This is a genomic window from Streptomyces sp. NPDC001348 (assembly GCF_053597535.1).
In genome coordinates, this window is sequence record NZ_JBSFIK010000011.1 from 70,353 (window position 1) to 88,060 (window position 17,708).

The window sequence follows — 17,708 nt, forward strand, 5'->3', positions numbered from 1 at the left end:
CGGGTTCGTTCCTGCGGGGGACGTCGTCCCGGGGCGGGGCCGGACCGCGGTATCCGCTGCCGGAGGCACTGGCAGTCGTCCGGCCGACGGGGGCCTTCGACCGGTCGCACTGCGGTAGGGCCGTGTACTCGGCGCAGGGCGTGGCGACGCCGATCGTCTGGGGTGCCGGGGTCCGGGCGGGGCTGTGGTGGGCGGGTTCGTTCCTGCGGGGGACGTCGTCCCGGGGCGGGGCCGGACCGCGGTATCCGCTGCCGGAGGCACTGGCAGTCGTCCGGCCGACGGGGGCCTCCGACCGGTCGCACTGCGGTAGGGCCGTGTACTCGGCGCAGGGCGTGGCGACGCCGATCGTCTGGGTGCCGGGGCCCGGGCGGGGCTGTGGTGGGCGGGTTCGTTCCTGCGGGGGACGTCGTCCCGGGGCGGGGCCGGACCGCGGCATCCGCAGCCGGAGGTCCCCACAGACGTCAGCCGGCGCGGGCCGCCAGCCGCTCGCGCTGCGGTACGACCGTGTACTTGGGGTCCTGCGCGGAGGCGACCCCGGCATGGAAGACGCCGAACCGCAGCGCGGCGGACCCCGCCAGCAGGGCCGCACCGGCCGCCACCGCCAGGCGCCTGTCCCGGTACCGTCCCGCGCAGGCCGCCAGCGCGGCGCCGCCCGCCGTGAGCAGCTCCGCCGTCCGCAGGAGCACGCGCGCCCGGCCCTTCTCGTAGGGCTCGGCGACCAGGCCCATGCGCCGCTTCATCGCACGGAAGGTGCCCAGCTCCATCGCGGCCCCGAGGAGCGCCATACGCCGCGCGGGACCCGCCTGGGCCGTCGGGACGCTCATCAGGGCCAGCCCGGCCGCCGCGCTCGCCCCGGACCCCGCGAAGACGAACGGCAGCTCCCGGAAGCCCTCGTGCCAGGACGGCACGGCGGTGTCCGCGATCAGCACGGCGGTGTAGGTGACGACCGCGGGACCGAGGACGGCCGACGCCGCCGTGGCGGCGGAGCCGACGAGCCGGTAGCGGCCCGCGACATCGGTGGCCGCCGCCACCGCCGTGAGCGGCGCGTAACCGGTCAGCAGCCACGACCCCACGCTCATCGGCGACGTCGGCTTGAAGACACGCAGCATGTTCAGGAACCGGCCGGGCCGACCCAGGTCGTGGACGAGCGCGCCCAGCGAGAGGGTGATCGCACCGGTCGCGCCCAGCTTCGCCGCCCGGGCGAGCGCCGGCCGTCCGGTGGCCTGCGCCCCGGCGGCGAGCAGCGAGGAGGACCCCGCGAGCCCGCCGAGATAGAGGTATCCGGCGATGTCGAGGGGTTTCCACGTCGGCTTGTTCAGGATCGGCTGCCCGTAGTACGACGAGAACACCGCGTCCGGCACCATGGGCTGCTCGCCGCGCCCCCGGCGGCGTCGACGGCCTCTCGGCTGGGCGCCCGCCACGGCCTCCCGCCCCGGCCGCGCCCCCTCCACGCCGTCGCGGGTGACGCCGGAACCGGTCATCGCGGCCTCCTGGCGAAGCTGGCGGCGGCGAGCGCCGCGAGCGAGACGGCGGCCGCCGCGGCGTGCCGCCACATGGCGGGCAGGTCCCGGGTGGTGACGACCGGGTCGGGCGGCAGACCGTATACCTCCGGCTCGTCGAGCAGCAGGAAGAACGCCCCGTCGCCGCCGACGCCGTCGTCCGGGCTCTCGCCGTACAGCCGGGCATCGGTCACCCCGGCCGCGTGCAACTGCGCCACCCGGGCCGCCGCCCGGTCCCGCAGCTCCTGAAGCGGCCCGAACTGGATGGAGTCGGTCGGGCACGCCTTGGCGCAGGCCGGCTCCATGCCGGCGCCGAGCCGGTCGTAGCACAGGGTGCACTTCCACGCGCGCCCGTCGCCCTCGCGCTGGTCGATGACACCGTACGGGCAGGCCGGTACGCAGTATCCGCAGCCGTTGCAGATGTCCTCCTGGACGACCACCGTGCCGAACTCGGTCCGGAACAGCGAACCGGTGGGACACACGTCGAGGCAGGCCGCGTGTGTGCAGTGCTTGCAGACGTCGGAGGACATCAGCCAGCGCAGCTCGGGACGCCCGTCGGGAGCCACCGGTGCGATCGTCCCGGCCGGTGCGCCGAGACCGCGCGCCGCCTCGAAGACGTCGGCGTCCTCGTGGCCTGCCCCGGGCGCCGGACCGGCCGGCGGCCTGCGCTGCTCGATGAACGCCACATGCCGCCACGTGTCCGCGCCGAGGCCCCGGGTGTTGTCGTACGACATGCCCGTCAGCTCCAGGCCGTCCTCGGGCACGGCGTTCCACTCCTTGCAGGCCACCTCGCACGCCTTGCAGCCGATGCAGACGGAGGTGTCGGTGAAGAACCCCATGCGCGGCGGGGCGTCGGGGTACCCCGCGGCGCGGGCGACGTCCGGCTGCGGACCGTACCACTGGTTGTCCTGGTCCATGCGCAGCCTCCTCGCTCGCGGCCCGTGCACGGCGAAGCCCCACCCCTCACCCGGAGCGCTCTCTTCCGAGCCTGGCACGGGTGCCCGCGCGCCGCTCGTCCGAAACGGCGCCATAGGCCGGACCCGGCCGGGCTCACTGCCCCTGCATCTGTGTGGCCTCCTCGCGCCAGTGGGTCCGGTACCCGCCGAGGGCCAGTTTCACCTCGGTGAGTATCGGCTCGGGCAGGGTGCCCCCCTGGCCGAACTCCAGGATGTGGTCGGCGACGGTGCGCAGTTTCGTGTTCGTCCGCTGCGACACGTCCCTGAGGACGCGCCAGCCCTCCTCCGGCGCGATCCGGCCCACGGCCACCACCACGCCGATCGCCTGGTCGATGACGGCGTGCGAGGTGACGGCCCGCTTGAGCTGCGCCCTCTCCCGTTCCAGCCGCTCGTGCTCCATGGCGAGGTCGGACGAGGACATCAGCACAAGGGGACGGTTCCTGGAAATGGAAAAGAACGCCATGATGTCCCCCTTCTGCAGTGCGGCCGATCGCAGTTTCTGCTGCCCCTGAACCGCCCTTTGACGCGAGCGCACGCGTGTGCGCTATGTCTCGCCCGACGCCCGTCTGGTCTACTGGGCGGGAGGCCGGGGGAGCGGTGCGTGCCGGGCGGTGTGGGAAGAGGGCGGGGTACGGGGGCCATGAGCGGTGCGGGCATCCCCGCGGAACAGGACGCGGGACCGCGGCCGACCGGGCGCGACGCGCAGATCGCGGTGATCGAATCGGCCCTCGGGGACATCGCCGTCACCGGCACCTGGATCGTTCTGCGGGGCGACCCGGGCATGGGCAGGACCGCCCTGCTGAAGGTTGCCGGGAACCTCGCCCGCGGCGCCGGACTGGACGTGCTGCGGATGACCGGCGCCGAAGCGGAGTCGGACCTGCCGTTCGCCGCCCTGCACCAGGTGCTGTGGCCGCTGCTGGACGGCGCCGGAAGCCTGCCGGAGGACCGACGCCACGCGCTGGAGAGCGCGTTGGGCGTACGGGACGGCGCCCCGCCCGAGGCCGTCACCGTCGCGGAGGCCGCCCGCGCGCTGCTCGCCCGTGCGGCCGCGCGCCGGCCCGTCGTCGTACTCCTGGACGACCTGCAGTGGGCCGACCCGGCCAGCGCCGCCGTGTTCCACCACCTCCGGCGGCACCTCGCCCCGCTGCCCGTCGTCGTCATCGCCGCGACGCGGCCCGTCGCGGCGACGGCCCGGCAGGACGGTGGCGGCACCGGTGGCCTGCCGGGCCGGGTGATCGACCTGGCCCCCCTGGACGACGGGCAGGCCGAGCGGCTGCTGCGCACCCTGCACCCGGGCCTGGCCGAGGAGACGCGCCGCCGGGTCCTGCGCGCAGCCGCGGGGAACCCGCTCGCGCTGCACGAGCTGCCCGCGCAACTGCGCCGGTCGGCCGAGGACCGCCCCACCGGTCCGGGGTCCCCCTGGCCGGCCGGGATCGCCGAGCTGTTCGACGAACTGCCCCTCGGTGAACGTCTTGGCCGGCTGTACGAGGACCAGCTGCGCGCCCTGTCGGACGAGGCCCGGCAGGCGCTGCTGGTGGGGGCCCTCGGTGGATCGCTCGCGGACCGTGACGGTCGGCCGTCGTGGGCGCGGGCCCGGCAGACGATCGAGGCCTCCGGGCTGGCCCGCACCGACCCGGCGACCGGCCGTCCGGTGTTCCGCAACCCACTGGTACGCGCCTGTCTGCTGCACATCGCCGCACCGGCGGAGCGGCGCGCGGCGCACCGCCTGCTCGCCGACACCCTGCCCGGCGGCAGCCCGCGGCGGCTCACCCACCTGGCGGCCGCCACCGTCGGCACCGACGCCGAACTCGCCGCGCTGCTGCACGCGGAGGCCGACAGCATGGCCGCGCGGGGCACACACGCCGAAGCGGCGGCCATGATGGCGCGGGCGGCCGCCCTGAGCCCGGACCCGGCGGGCCGGACCGCACGTCTCGTCGCCGCGGCCGACATGGCCGCACACGGCGGACGGCTGCGCGCGGCGGCGGGCCTCCTCGCCGAAGCCGAGTCCGAGGCCCACCCGGGACGGCCCGAGCCCGCCGCCCTGCACGCGTTCGCCGTCGCCTGCACCCGCCTCCAGCTGGACGGCGACCCGGCCCCCGCCATCGAACTACTGCCCGGCGCCCTGGACCTGCCGGCCGCGCCCGACGCCGGTGAGCCGCACAGCACGCTGCGCGAATCGATGCTGCTCCTGCTCATCCTGGTCGCCGTCCACACCGGCGACGAGCGGGCATGGGCCGCCGCCGAGCACCACGCGGCGCACACCCCCGGGCCGGCGACGCTGTGCCTGCAGGCCTGGTCCGGGCCGTGCCGCACCCTGGACGACGTACCCGACCGGCTGCGCGCCGCGGTCGCCGCCCTGCCCGGTGACCGGGAGACCCCGGCGGCCCGGCTCGTGCGGTGGACGGCCGCCGCCCTGGACGCGGTCGGCGAGCACCAGGCGCCGTGGAAGCGTCTCGCACGCCGGCCCGCGTACGCCACCGAGGCCTTCGTCGACGTCCTCCGCGCGCACGACGACTTCCTGCGCGGCCGCTGGGAGGCCTCCCTCACCGTCTCCCGCCGGGGCGCCGAGACGTCCGCCGCCCACGGCCGCACCTTCGACGAGATGCTGTTCCTGCAGAACGTCGCCCAGGTGCTCGCCGCCCGCGGGGACCGCGCGGGGCTCGCCGCGCTGGAACCCACCCTGGGCACCTGGGCGCGGGAGCGAGGCATGGGCTCCGTCACCGAACGACTGCGTGCCCTGCAGGTGCTGTGCGCGCTCGGCCACGGCCGGGCCGAGGACGCCTGGCGGTACGCGCGGCGCCTCGCCCCGCCCGGGACCGTGCCCTCCCGCACCCCCTGGTTCCATCTGTCGCTCGTCGACTGGGTGCAGGCCGCCGTCGGCAGCGGACGGCCGGCGCAGGCCCGGCGCCACCTGAGGGCAATACGGGAGTCGGCCATCGCCGGTGTCTCGGACCACCACGCCTTCCTGGTCGCCGTGGCCGAGGCCCTCGCCGCCACCGACGACGAGGCGGACGCGATGTTCGCGGCCGTGTACGCCCACCCGGGCGCCGAAAGCCGGCCCTTCCCACTCGCCCGGGCCCGCCTCGCCCACGGCCACCTGCTGCACCGGCAGGGCCGGCTCGACCCGGCCGCGGACCACCTCCGCGCCGCGTTGGCGGCCTTCACCCGGCTGGGCGCCACGCCCTGGGCCGAGCAGGCCGCCCGCGCGCTCGAAGCGACGCGCGCGGACCGCCGGGCACCAGACGACGCGGGCGGACCCCGTCCGCTGCTGTCCGCGCACGAACTGCGGATCGCGGAACTGGCGGCCCAGGGGATGACCAACCGTCAGATCGGTGAGCGGCTCGGGCTGTCGCCGCGCACCATCGGCGCCCACCTCTACAGGATCTTCCCCAAGCTGGGCATCACGACCCGTGGCGGAGTGGCCCGGGCCCTGGCCGAGCCCCGGAACCGGCCCGGCCCCGCGGCAGCGCCCGCGCCAGGGCGGCCCGTGAGGTGATCCCCAGTTTGGGGAAGATGCGGTAGAGGTGCGCCCCGACCGTCCGGGGGGACAGCCGCAGCTCGGCGCCGACCTCCTTGTTCGTCAGCCCCGTGGCGACGAGACGGGCGATGCGCAGCTCCTGCGCCGTGAGCGGGCCGGAGCCGGCCGCACCGGCCTCCTCGACCGGGCCGAGGGATCCGAGCTCGGCCCGGCACCGCTCCTCCCAGGGAACGGCGTCCAGTTCCCGGAAGGTGCGGCAGGCGGCCCGCAGCCGGTCCTCGGCCTCGGCCCGCCGTCCCCGGCGGCGCAGCCAGGAACCGTGCGCGAGCCGCAGCCGGGCCAGGTCGAACACCCACCGGTCGGCGCCCGGCACGGCATAGGCCGCCGCGTAGGCGGCGTCCGCCGCGGCGTCCTGAGCCGTCAGCGCGGTCGCCGCGGCCAGCAGGAACGCGTGGTGCGCCGAGATGGCGTCCATCCGGGCCGCCCGGCCGGCCGCGACGTGCGCCACCGCCTCCGCCCGCCGCCCGCACCGCAGACTCGCCGTCACGAAGTCGAAGAACGGCAGATGGAACCAGGACAGGCCGCGCGGCAGCTCGCCCGGTGCCATCAGGCGGCGCAGCCTGTCGTACGCCTCCTCGTACCGCCCGTGGGCCAGCGCGACGAGGGCGGCGAGGTGGTCCAGATGGTCCGTGACGAACCGCATCCGCGCCTTGGAGGCCGCCGGTTCGATCCGTGCCCGTACCTCCGCCAGGCCCCGCTCGTCACCGCGGCCCGCCAAGAAGTACGCGTAGTAGTGCCGGAAGAGCAGTGCGTTGGTGTGGTACCCCAGTTCCTCCGCGATCTCGGCCTCACGCAGACAGTCCTGTGCCGCCTCCCACCGGCCCCGCAGGAACGCCTGGTGACACCTCGCCTTCGCCAGGGAACCCCGGGTCGAGTAGGCGTGCTCCCCGGCGAAGAGCCGCCACAGGTCCGCGTCACCGCCGTCGACCGCGGTGGCCGTCCACAGCAGCAGCCAGGCGCTGCCCGTCTCCCGGCGGGCCGTCATCCGCGCCACCAGCGCGTGCAGCTCCGCCTCCGCCCCGTGCGCCGTGCGCGGCGGATCCGCCCAGGCGCGCAGGCACAGGCGCGCCGCGGGCGAGACGTGCTCACGGTACCGCTCCAGCGTCTCCCAGCCCTTCGGGTCGCCCGTGTAGACGGACGCCAGCAGCAACTTGAAGACCATCTGCGCCACGAGATCGCCGAAGACGGGGGCGCCGGGGGCGGTCAGCGCGGCCAGGGCCCGGGGCAGCAACGAGAACGAGGAGGCGAAGTCGACGTGGTGGCTCTGGTCGACGTACACCACCGCGTAGGCGAACAGCGGGGCGATGTCCTCCGGCACCGGTCCCCGCCGCAGTTCCCGCACCAGTCGCGCCGCGTACGCCAGCCGGCCGCCCCGCGCGGACATCACCGCCGCCCAGGTCAGCCGCCGTGCCCGGTTCGCGGGATCGGCGCTCAGGGCCGCCGCGCGGTCCAGCAGCAGCGCGCCCTCCGCGTCACCGCCCCGCAGCGCGATGCGCGCCCCGGTCTCCTGCAGCCGGGCGGCGAGCCGTTCGTCCGGCTCGTGCGCGGCCGACGCCTCGTGCAGCAGCCGGCGCGGGTCGTCGCCGGTGAGTCGCTCGGCCAGGGCCCGGTGGGCGCTGCGGCGTTCCGCGTCCGAGGCGGCGTCGATCACCGCGCTGCGCACCAGCGGGTGCCGGAAGACCAGCCGCCCGGTGTGGTCCAGCCGGGCCAGCCCGCTGCCCTCGATGTGGCCGAGCGTCCGTTCCGCACCGTCCCGGCCGCCGGCCACGGGCACCCGGCCGCCGCCGCTGCCGTCCAGGGCCGTGAGCAGCAGGAGCCGCGCGGCGTCGGCGGGGAGCGAGCGCAGCCGTCGTACGTAGAGCGCTTCCAGCCGTTGCCCGAGCGGCAGGCGTTCCGGGAGCGGGACGACGCCCCTGCGGTGCTCGCCGGCCAGCTGGCCGGGCAGTTCCGCCAGGGCCAGGGGGTTGCCGGCCGCCTCGTCCATCACCCGCTCCGCCGTGGTCGCCGTCAGGCCCGGGTGCCAGCGCCGCAGCAGGGCGGCGGACTCCCCGCGCGACAGCGCCTCGACGTCCACCGGGTGGGCGGGCCAGCCTTCCAGGGCGGAGCGGTCCGGGCGGCCGGCGCAGACCATGACCGCGCGCAGGCCGGAGATCCGCTGGTGGAGGAAGAGCAGGACGGCGGCGCTCGAGGAGTCCGCCCAGTGCAGGTCGTCGACGAGGACGAGCACCGGGTGGCGGCGTGCCTCCTGGGCGAGCAGGGCCAGCGCCGCCGCCCCGACCATGAAACCGCCGGAGGGCAGCCCCTCCCGCAGGCCCAGGGCACGCTCCAGCGCGTGCCGTTGCTGCCGGGGCAGTACCCGCGGTCCCTCCAGCAGCGGCCGCAGCACCTGGTGCAGGACCCCGAAGGCGACGCCGACCTCCGCCTCACCGGCACCCGCCCGCAGGACCGTGAAGCCCTGCTCCGCGGCACGCGCGGCCGTCCAGTCCAGCAGCGCGCTCTTCCCGATCCCGGCATCGCCCCGCAACACGGTCGCCGAGCCACCCGTCCCGGCCCGCGCTCCGTCCAGGGCACGGGCCAGCACGGAGCGTTCACGCCGCCGGCCGACGAGGGACGTGTCGATGTCGCCCTGCCCCACGGTTGCCCCCTTCGCCCTGCCCCCGCGCCATCGTGGCACCGCAGGGTTGCCCGAGCGTGCACGGCTCTTGCCTCTGCCCGCAGGGATGGCGGGACACCTCCTCGCGGGTGCCGGGATCGCCGCAGGCTCGACCTCGTAGGAACGCGCCGACCAAAGGACCCGTATGAGCCCTACACCCGTTTCCGCCCACAGCCTCGGCTTCCTGCACGTGACCACGGTGCGGGGCGCGGCCCGGGCCTACGTCCACGATCCCGGCGCCGCCGCCGATCCGTCGCTCCTGCTGGGCCTGCAGGCCTCCGGCGGGGCGGACCTCGTCCGCCGCGGGACCACCGCCCCCTGCAGGCCCGGCGACCTGTTCCTCGGCGCCGCGGCGGAACCCTTCGCACTGCACGCACCCGGCGACTTCACGCTGCACCTGGTGCGGATACCGCGGTACGCCCTCACGGTCAGCGACGCACACGCCGGTGAGCTGAGCGGCCGGGACCCGTTCGCCGGGGGTTCGGTGGCGCCGCTGCTGGGGTCCCTGGTGCGGTCGATCGCCGGGGCGGCGCAGTCGTACTCTTCGCGGACGGCCCTCCATCTGGCCGGTTCCGTCGCCGAGCTGGTCGCGCTGCTGGCCGTCGAGGCCGTCGAGAACGCCGAGGACGCCGAGGGCACGGCGCGGGGCCGCGGGGAGGACCGCGAGAACATGATCCGGGACGTGCGGGCCCACGTCGACGCGCACCTGTGGGACCGGGAACTGACACCGGCAACCCTCGCCGCGGCCCAGCACATCTCGATCCGCTACCTGCACAAGCTCTTCGAGGACCACGGCAGCACGGTCGGCCGCTGGATCCAGCACCGCCGCCTGGAGGAGGCACGCCGCGAACTGGCCCGGCCCGGGCGGAGCGACACCACGGTCTCCGCGGTAGCCAGACGCTGGGGCTTCGCCAGCGCCACCCACTTCAGCCGCAGCTTCCGCGCCGCCTACGGCGTCTCACCCAGCGACTGGCGCGAGGCCCGGATCCGCCCGACCGGGGGCGCCGGGGACGCGGACGGCTGACCGCGGGAGGGGGAACGGCCGGTGCGGCGCGAGCCCCCGGCGCCCGGCCCGGGGCTCGCGCCGCACCGGCCGGTTCGTGGCCGGCGGGTGTTCAGGCCGTACCTGAGGGCGTACGCGCCGGCCCGGCGGATTCGCTGGGCCGACGCGGGTCGGCAGGCGCCACCTTCACCGTGGTTCTCCCGGTGACGGCGCGGCGGCCCTCGGTACCGGCCGGGGTGTCCGACAGGCGCAGCCACTGCTGGGGCGCGTGGCCGTGGACGGCCTTGAAGGCCCGGCTGAAGTGAGCGGCGCTGCCGAAGCCCCAGCGGGCGGCCACCACGGAGACGGACGGGCTCACCCGGCCGCGCCGGGCCAGCTCCCGAGCGCACTCCTCGACCCGGCGCCGCTGGATCAGCCGTCCCACCGTGACGCCCTCGCCCTGGAAGAGGCGGTGCAGATAGCGGACGGAGATCAGGTGTGCCGCGGCGATGCGCTCCGCGGACAGCTCGGGGTCCCCCAGATTCCGGTCGATGTACTGGCGGACCGCGCCGACCAGCCGGTCGCGTCCCGTCTCCTCGGGCTCGTCCGTCTCGGCGGTCAGCTCGTCGACCAGGGCGGCCACCCACTCCGTGACGATTCCTCCGAGCCGTTCACCCACCGCGGGCGGGATCCGGGGAGCCGACTTCTCCAGATGCGGCAGGACGGACGCGAGCAGCGTGGCGACGTCCGACGCCGTGAGGACGCGGGCGGTCACGGAACGCAGACGCGCCGCCGGCAGGTGCAGGGCGTGCACCGGCAGGCGGAAGAAGACCACCCGCGCCCGGTCCCGCTGTTCGACCGAGAAGGGCCGGCGCAGGTCCAGCAGGGCCGGCTGACCGCTCTCCACGCAGGCACCCCGTCCGTCCTGTGCCAGCCGTACGTTCCCGTGCACGGGAACCACGAGGGCGATCGCGTCCCCGGCGTCCCGTGCGATCGAACCCGCGCCACGGCTCAGGCGCAGCGGCCCGCTCTCCCAGGCGAGCATCCGTACGTACCCGAGGTGATGCGCCGTCACACGGCCGTGCGCGGGGCCGTCCCGCAGCGTGTGCTCGACGACCGGCGCGAGCCAGCGCGAGACGGCGGCGGCCACCTCGCGGGAGGCTGCGGTACCCGGCGCGGCGGCCGTGTCGGATCGAGCGCTCACAGGGGCTCCCTTCAGCCGTCCAGGATCGCGGTGCGCGGGGCGCGAGGGGGACGGTCACCCTGTCCACGGCCCGTGAGAACGATTCTTCGACGGCGGGAAGGGGAGGGGTTAGGTCATATGACTGCACATTCCTGTCCGGTCACCCGAACTGTGCACGCAGCGACACGGGTGAGTACCGTGGCCCCGCCCGTTCGCCGCGAAGCGCCCCCTAGGTTGGTCAACCGTGCCGGCGGAGCCGCTTCGAACGGCCCATGGTTCGCCCTCAGGCAGGAGTTCCCGTGGAAGAAGACGTTCCGGCCTTCCGGGCGACGCCGGTGCTCGAGGGAGGGGCGCGGGCCTTCGTCGCGCGGTACACCTGTCCCACGCCCGCGACCACGGACGCGGCGGCCTCGCGGGCGCGCATGGCGGCCCTGTGGGACGGCGGCGGGCGGGACGAGCTCGACACCGAGGAGGAGTGGCTGGCCCTGCCGGGCGGCGACGGCACCCACATCCGGGTGCGGATCCTGCGCCCGGCGGGCGCCGACGAGCCGCTGCCCGTGGTCCTGTACCTGCACGGCCTGGGATGGATGCTCACCGACGCCTACGCGCACCGGAAACTGGTCGCGGACCTCGTGCTGGGCGCGGACGCCGCGGTGGTCGTCCCCGAGTACGACGTGCCGGAGGACGCCCGCCACCCGGACGCCGTGGAGCGGGCGTACACCGTCGCCCGGTGGATCGCCCGGTACGGCGGCGACTGCCGGCTGGACGGGTCTCGGATGGCCGTCGTGGGCGTGAGCGCCGGCGCCCAGCACGCGGCCGCCCTCACCCTCCTGGCGCGGGAGCGCGGCGCCCCCGGTCTGCGCCATCAGGTGCTGGTCTGCCCGGTGACCGACGCGGCCATGGACACCCCGTCCTACCGGCAGTTCGCCGACGGGTACTTCCTCGGCCGTGCCGCCATGTCCGGCTACTGGCAGCAGTACGCGCCGGACCCGCTGACCCGCACGCGCGACACGGTCTCCCCGCTGCGCGCGGCCGTCCCCCGGCTGCGGGGACTGCCGCCGGCGCTCGTCCTGACCGCCGAGGCCGATGTGCTGCGCGACGAGGGCGAGGCGTACGCCGCGCGGCTGAGGGAGGCCGACGTCCCGGTGGTGTCCGTCCGCTACCACGGCACGATCCACGGGTTCGTCCTGTTCGACCTGCTGCGCGCCACCCTCGCGTCCAGAGCGGCCCGCATCCAGGTGACGGACACGCTGCACGCCGCACTGCACGCGGGCTGAACCCGGCGCGACGGTGCCCTTCCGGCCGTTCCCCGACGGGCGGCCCGCGCATGGCGCGACGCCGCCGTCACATCCGGCCCCGGGGCGGCCTCGGTTTCGCTCCGGTTCCGCCTTGGAAAAATCTTCTCCAGTACCCCGCTGTCCCCGGCCCATGCCTGCCCGTCGGCCAGGAACTTTCCGCAAGTGGGAACGTGGCCGGAAGCTTTGTCGCCGGTCGGGCCGGTGGGTTAGCCTGCGGCGTATTTTCACTCCGCGGACACATCCGTGAACTGCGGAAACTCGCGCACGATCGGCCGGGCCGCCCAGCGTTCCCGGCACGGTTCCGAGTCCCTGACCAGGGGCTCTTGGGGACGGAACGAGGGGACGCATGGCCGGCAAGGCGACCGAGGTGACCGAAGCGGTCCCGGGTGACCAGGAACTGAGACGACTCCTCGCGGGTCTGACGGCTGTCCGGGACGGCGACTTCGGGACGCGCCTGCCCGACGACTCCGACGGGCTCATGGGCGACATCGCCACCGTGTTCAACGGCATGGTCGACCAGCTGTCCGTGTTCACCTCCGAAGTGACCCGGGTGGCCCGGGAAGTGGGCACCGAGGGCACGCTCGGCGGCCAGGCCGAGGTGCCCGGCGTGTCCGGCACCTGGGCCGACCTGACGGATTCCGTGAACGCCATGGCGGGCAACCTGACCACCCAGGTGCGCGACATCGCACAGGTGGCGACGGCCGTCGCCAAGGGGGACCTGTCCCAGAAGATCGACGTGCCCGCGCGCGGCGAGATCCTCCAGCTGAAGGAGACCGTCAACACGATGGTCGACCAGCTCTCCGCGTTCGCCGACGAGGTCACCCGGGTGGCCCGTGAGGTGGGCACGGAGGGGCGCCTCGGCGGTCAGGCCCAGGTGCCCGGTGTCGCGGGTGTCTGGCGCGATCTCACCGATTCGGTGAACTTCATGGCGGGCAACCTCACCAACCAGGTGCGCAACGTCGCCCAGGTGACCACCGCGGTGGCCAAGGGCGATCTCTCGCAGAAGATCACCGTCGATGCGCGGGGCGAGATCCTGGAGCTGAAGAACACCATCAACACGATGGTCGACCAGCTCTCCGCGTTCGCCGACGAGGTCACCCGGGTGGCCCGCGAGGTCGGCACCGAGGGGCGCCTCGGCGGTCAGGCCGACGTCAAGGGCGTCAAGGGAACGTGGCGCGACCTGACCGACTCGGTGAACTTCATGGCGGGCAACCTCACCAACCAGGTGCGCAACGTCGCCCAGGTCGCCACGGCGGTTGCCCAGGGTGATCTCTCGCAGAAGATCACCGTCGACGCGCGGGGCGAGATCCTGGAGCTGAAGAACACCATCAACACGATGGTCGACCAGCTCTCCGCGTTCGCCGACGAGGTCACCCGGGTGGCCCGCGAGGTCGGCACCGCCGGCAACCTCGGCGGTCAGGCGACCGTGCGGGGCGTGTCCGGCACCTGGAAGGACCTCACCGACAACGTCAACGTGATGGCCTCCAACCTGACCCATCAGGTGCGGTCCATCGCCCAGGTGGCGACCGCGGTGGCCAAGGGCGACCTGTCCCAGAAGATCACGGTGGAGGCCAAGGGCGAGGTCGCGGCGCTGGCCGACGTCATCAACACGATGGTCGACACGCTCTCCGCGTTCGCCGACGAGGTCACCCGCGTGGCCCGCGAGGTCGGCACCGAGGGCCGTCTGGGGGGCCAGGCCCATGTGCCCAACGTGGCCGGCACCTGGAAGGACCTCACCGACAACGTCAACTCCATGGCCAACAACCTCACCGGCCAGGTCCGCAACATCGCACTGGTGACGACCGCGGTGGCCAAGGGCGACCTGTCGAAGAAGATCGACGTCGACGCCCGCGGCGAGATCCTGGAGCTGAAGACCACCATCAACACGATGGTCGACCAGCTCTCGGCCTTCGCCGACGAGGTCACCCGGGTGGCCCGGGAGGTCGGCACCGAGGGCCGCCTCGGCGGCCAGGCCGAGGTCGAGGGTGTCTCCGGCACCTGGAAGCGGCTCACCGAGAACGTCAACGAGCTGGCCGGCAACCTGACCCGGCAGGTCCGCGCCATCGCCGAGGTGGCGAGCGCCGTGGCCGAGGGCGACCTCACCCGGTCCATCACCGTGGACGCCTCCGGTGAGGTGGCCGAGCTCAAGGACAACATCAACTCGATGGTGGAGTCCCTGCGTGAGACCACCCGCGCCAACCAGGAGCAGGACTGGCTCAAGACCAACCTCGCCCGGATCTCGGGCCTGATGCAGGGCCACCGCGACCTGCCCGTGGTCGCCGAGCTCATCATGGACGAGCTGGTGCCCCTGGTGTCCGCCCAGTACGGCGCCTTCTACCTCGCTGACGACGGAGACCGCGGACCCGAACTGCGGCTCGTCGGCTCCTACGGCCGCCCCGAGGAGGACCCGCGGCCCACCCGCATCCCCTTCGGCCGCTCCCTGGTCGGCCAGGCGGCCCGCAGCCGCCGCACGATCGCCGTGGACGACCTGCCGGCGGGCTACGTCACGATCTCCTCCGGGCTCGGGCAGATCGAGCCGAGCGCGCTGATGCTGCTCCCCATCGTCTTCGAGGACCAGGTCCTCGGTGTCATCGAACTGGCCTCCGTCACGTCGTTCGCCCAGATCCACCGGGACTTCCTGGAAATGCTGATGGAGACCATCGGCGTCAACGTCAACACGATCGTCGCGAACGCCCGTACCGACGAGCTGCTGGGTGAGTCGCAGCGACTGACGTCCGAACTCCAGGCCCGCTCGGCCGAGTTGCAGGCGCGGCAGGAGGAACTCCAGAGCTCCAACGCCGAACTGGAGGAGAAGGCCTCGCTGCTGGCCGAGCAGAACCGGGACATCGAGGCGAAGAACCTGCAGATCGAACAGGCACGGCAGGAACTCGAAGCCCGCGCCCAGCAGTTGTCGCTGGCCTCGAAGTACAAGTCCGAGTTCCTCGCGAACATGAGCCACGAGCTGCGGACCCCGCTGAACAGCCTGCTCATCCTCGCCCAGCTGCTCGCCCAGAACCCGTCCCGCAACCTCACCCCGAAGCAGGTCGAGTACGCGGGCATCATCCACTCCGCGGGCTCCGACCTGCTCCAGCTGATCAACGACATCCTCGACCTGTCCAAGGTCGAGGCCGGCAAGATGGACGTCACGCCGGAGCGGGTCCCGCTGCGGCAGCTCATCGAGTACGTCGAGGCCACGTTCCGGCCGATGACCTCGCAGAAGAGCCTCGACTTCAGCATCACGACGGCGACCGGCGCGCCCGCGGACCTGCTCACCGACGACTCCCGGCTGCGGCAGATCCTGCGCAACCTGCTGTCCAACGCGGTGAAGTTCACCGAGCACGGCGGTGTCGAGCTGCGGATCGAACCGGCGCTGGACGACGAGGTGCCCCAGGGAGTGCTGCGCAGCGGCAGCGTCGTCGCCTTCCGGGTGAAGGACAGTGGCATCGGTATCCCGGAGCAGCACCTGGAGTCCATCTTCGGCGCCTTCCAGCAGGCGGACGGGACGACGAGCCGCAAGTACGGCGGCACGGGCCTGGGCCTGTCCATCACCCGGGAGATCGCGCATCTGCTCGGCGGCGCCGTCACCGTGGACAGCACGCCCGGCAAGGGCAGCACGTTCACCCTGTACCTGCCCGTGGCCCGGCCGGACTTCGAGGAGGTGACGCGTGGCGTCCGGCCGCCGCAGAAGGCACTGGAAACGCTCCCCTCCGAGACGACGGCCGACCCGGAGCCCCGGGAGACCGCCGTCCGTCCCGGCACCGGACGGCGTGCGCGCCGGCTGCTGGTCGTCGAGGAGCGCCCGCGCGGACTGCTGACCCTGGTCGCCGAGAGCGTGGTCAGGGACCTGGCACACGTCAGGGACGGTGACCCCTCGCACGCCCCCGTCGACATCATCACCGCCGTCGGCGCCCAGGAGGCGGCCGGCGCGCTGGCCGCCGAGCCGTGCCACTGCGTCGTCGTCGAACTCGGCTCCCCGGAGGGCGAGTCGGCGCGCTTCCTGGACGCCGTGCAGGGCGACTCGGCGCTCGCGAGCGTCCCGGTCCTGGTGCACAGCGGCCACCGGGCCGGGCCGGTCGGTGAGGAGGCCGCGCGCTCCGGGCCCGACGGCCGGTCGCTGGAGTACCTGTACAGCCTGGACGAACTGCGCGAGCGCATCGCCCTGCACCTGTCGACCGAGGAACCGGGTGAGGTGCTGACCCTGGTCCGGGCCGAGGAGACGCAGGTGCCGTTGCTGGACACCAGCGACGCCGCCGCGGGCCGTACCGTCCTCGTCGTCGACGACGACGCGCGCAACCTCTTCGCGCTCAGCGGGATCCTCGAACTCCAGGGGTTCCGGGTCCTGCACGCGGAGAACGGCCGCAAGGGCATCGAGACGCTCGTCAACAACCCGGACATCGCTCTGGTACTGATGGATGTCATGATGCCGGAGATGGACGGCTACACCGCCACCGCCGAGATCCGGAAGATGCCGCAGTACGCCGAACTGCCCATCATCGCGGTGACCGCCAAGGCGATGCCCGGCGACCGGGAGAAGAGCCTGGCCTCCGGCGCCAGCGACTACGTGACCAAGCCGGTGGACACCCAGGACCTCGTCGCGTGCGTCCGACGCTGGCTCCCCGTATGAGGACGCCTGCGCCCGCCCCAGCCCCGCCCCCGCGCCGCCACACCCCGGGGCCGTCCGCCAGCCGAGGAGCCCGCACACCGTGACCACGTACGACTCGACCCCCGAGCCGGCGAACGACCAGCCGCCCCCCGATGACGCCGCTTCCGGGCCGTCCCGCACCCGGTCCGGGACCGGCGCTCCGGACGCCGTGGCGAACCAAGCCTCGCCCGGGGACGCGGCGGAGGCCGCCGACCAGGCCGCGCTCATCCCCGCCCAGCCCGGGTCCGGGACCGACGTGGCCGACGCGTCGCAGACCTCACCCGTCGGCAGGCTCGCCGCCACGGTGGAACGGCTGCGCAGGGAGGTGCGGGCGGCGCAGGCCGAGGCCGAGGGCCGGGCGCTGATCGAGCTGGCCAAGGGCATCCTCGTCGAGCGGCTCGGCTGCGGCCCCGCACAGGCCGCACGCCAGCTCGCCGAGCTCACCGAGCAGGCCCGGGTGACCCCCCTGGAATTCGCCGTGGAGGTCATCAACCAGGCCGCCCGGGACCGCGTGTCCGAGGTGGCCGACGCCTTCCTCGCCGCCACCGCGGAAGCCCCGGGACAGGCCGACGAGTCGGCCGCCGTGCGGCTGCGCGCGGCGGAGAGCGGTGCCCTGGCCGCCGGTGACACCCAGGCCGTGGCCGACTCCTTGCTGCAGCACGCGCTGCAGCCGCTCGGCGCGGTGGGCGTCGCCATCTGGGCCGCGGGCTCCGACGGTTCGCTGACGCTCGCCGGGAGCGCCGGATTCCCGCCGGCCGAGGCGGCCCGCTGGCACTACGTCCCACCGGACGTGGCCACGGTGGCCCGGCGCGGCCTCACCGAGCGGTCGGGGCAGTGGCTGCCGTCGCTCTCGGAGTCCGGTCTGCCCACGATCGGCCGGCTGCTGTACCCGGACGGCGCGCGGGCCGCCGTACCGGCCGGGGCCGGCGGCCGCATCCACGGTGTGCTGGAGATCGC

The 17,708-nt window shown here is 74.3% G+C and carries 10 protein-coding genes; 5 read left to right on the forward strand and 5 right to left on the reverse strand.

The features are described 5' to 3' along the window. Positions 1-461: 461 nt before the first annotated feature. The 3 genes from nrfD to ACWC21_RS14455 all read right to left on the reverse strand — a co-directional run bounded on the left by nrfD (position 462) and on the right by ACWC21_RS14455 (position 2,876). Positions 462-1,481, reverse strand: a complete 1,020-nt coding sequence (gene nrfD / locus ACWC21_RS14445; protein WP_450881534.1) for an NrfD/PsrC family molybdoenzyme membrane anchor subunit — start codon at positions 1,479-1,481, stop codon at positions 462-464. Next, positions 1,478-2,416, reverse strand: a complete 939-nt coding sequence (locus ACWC21_RS14450; RefSeq protein WP_450881536.1) for a 4Fe-4S dicluster domain-containing protein — start codon at positions 2,414-2,416, stop codon at positions 1,478-1,480. Before ACWC21_RS14450 ends, nrfD begins: the two co-directional genes overlap by 4 nt. Positions 2,417-2,549: 133 nt before the next feature. Beyond that, positions 2,550-2,876: an ANTAR domain-containing protein gene (locus ACWC21_RS14455; protein ID WP_450881538.1), complete on the reverse strand. Its 327-nt coding sequence runs from the start codon at positions 2,874-2,876 to the stop codon at positions 2,550-2,552. Positions 2,877-3,095: 219 nt separating this feature from the next. Here ACWC21_RS14455 and ACWC21_RS14460 point away from each other — a divergent pair, with 219 nt between their 5' ends. Continuing rightward, complete coding sequence (locus tag ACWC21_RS14460; RefSeq protein ID WP_450881540.1) at positions 3,096-5,951, forward strand: AAA family ATPase; 2,856 nt, start codon at positions 3,096-3,098, stop codon at positions 5,949-5,951. Here ACWC21_RS14460 and ACWC21_RS14465 read toward each other — a convergent pair. Then, complete coding sequence (locus ACWC21_RS14465) at positions 5,857-8,628, reverse strand: AAA family ATPase (RefSeq protein ID WP_450881542.1); 2,772 nt, start codon at positions 8,626-8,628, stop codon at positions 5,857-5,859. The two genes, ACWC21_RS14460 and ACWC21_RS14465, sit on opposite strands and share 95 nt — an antisense overlap. A gap of 163 nt (positions 8,629-8,791) precedes the next feature. Here ACWC21_RS14465 and ACWC21_RS14470 point away from each other — a divergent pair, with 163 nt between their 5' ends. Further along, positions 8,792-9,670, forward strand: coding sequence for a helix-turn-helix domain-containing protein (locus ACWC21_RS14470; protein WP_450881544.1), 879 nt, complete (start codon positions 8,792-8,794; stop codon positions 9,668-9,670). A gap of 91 nt (positions 9,671-9,761) precedes the next feature. Here ACWC21_RS14470 and ACWC21_RS14475 read toward each other — a convergent pair whose 3' ends face one another. After that, the gene (locus ACWC21_RS14475) at positions 9,762-10,832 is read right to left on the reverse strand and encodes a helix-turn-helix domain-containing protein (protein WP_450881546.1); all 1,071 of its coding nucleotides are present in this window, start codon (positions 10,830-10,832) and stop codon (positions 9,762-9,764) included. Between the two features lie 278 nt (positions 10,833-11,110). Here ACWC21_RS14475 and ACWC21_RS14480 point away from each other — a divergent pair, with 278 nt between their 5' ends. From ACWC21_RS14480 to ACWC21_RS14490, 3 genes are all read left to right on the forward strand, one after another. Further along, a complete protein-coding gene (locus ACWC21_RS14480) occupies positions 11,111-12,088 on the forward strand; it encodes an alpha/beta hydrolase (protein ID WP_450881548.1) in 978 nt (325 codons plus the stop codon). Between the two features lie 367 nt (positions 12,089-12,455). Beyond that, complete coding sequence (locus ACWC21_RS14485; RefSeq protein WP_450881550.1) at positions 12,456-16,733, forward strand: HAMP domain-containing protein; 4,278 nt, start codon at positions 12,456-12,458, stop codon at positions 16,731-16,733. A gap of 244 nt (positions 16,734-16,977) precedes the next feature. After that, positions 16,978-17,708: ANTAR domain-containing protein (locus tag ACWC21_RS14490; protein ID WP_450881731.1), on the forward strand; the 731-nt coding region annotated here is incomplete at its 3' end.

Bases quoted from the DNA above. Each gene is read 5' to 3' on its own strand.
- nrfD (WP_450881534.1), bottom strand. From the start codon at position 1,481: ATGACCGGTTCCGGCGTCACCCGCGACGGCGTGGAGGGGGCGCGGCCG.
- ACWC21_RS14450 (WP_450881536.1), bottom strand. From the start codon at position 2,416: ATGGACCAGGACAACCAGTGGTACGGTCCGCAGCCGGACGTCGCCCGC.
- ACWC21_RS14455 (WP_450881538.1), bottom strand. From the start codon at position 2,876: ATGTCCTCGTCCGACCTCGCCATGGAGCACGAGCGGCTGGAACGGGAG.
- ACWC21_RS14460 (WP_450881540.1), top strand. From the start codon at position 3,096: ATGAGCGGTGCGGGCATCCCCGCGGAACAGGACGCGGGACCGCGGCCG.
- ACWC21_RS14470 (WP_450881544.1), top strand. From the start codon at position 8,792: ATGAGCCCTACACCCGTTTCCGCCCACAGCCTCGGCTTCCTGCACGTG.
- ACWC21_RS14485 (WP_450881550.1), top strand. From the start codon at position 12,456: ATGGCCGGCAAGGCGACCGAGGTGACCGAAGCGGTCCCGGGTGACCAG.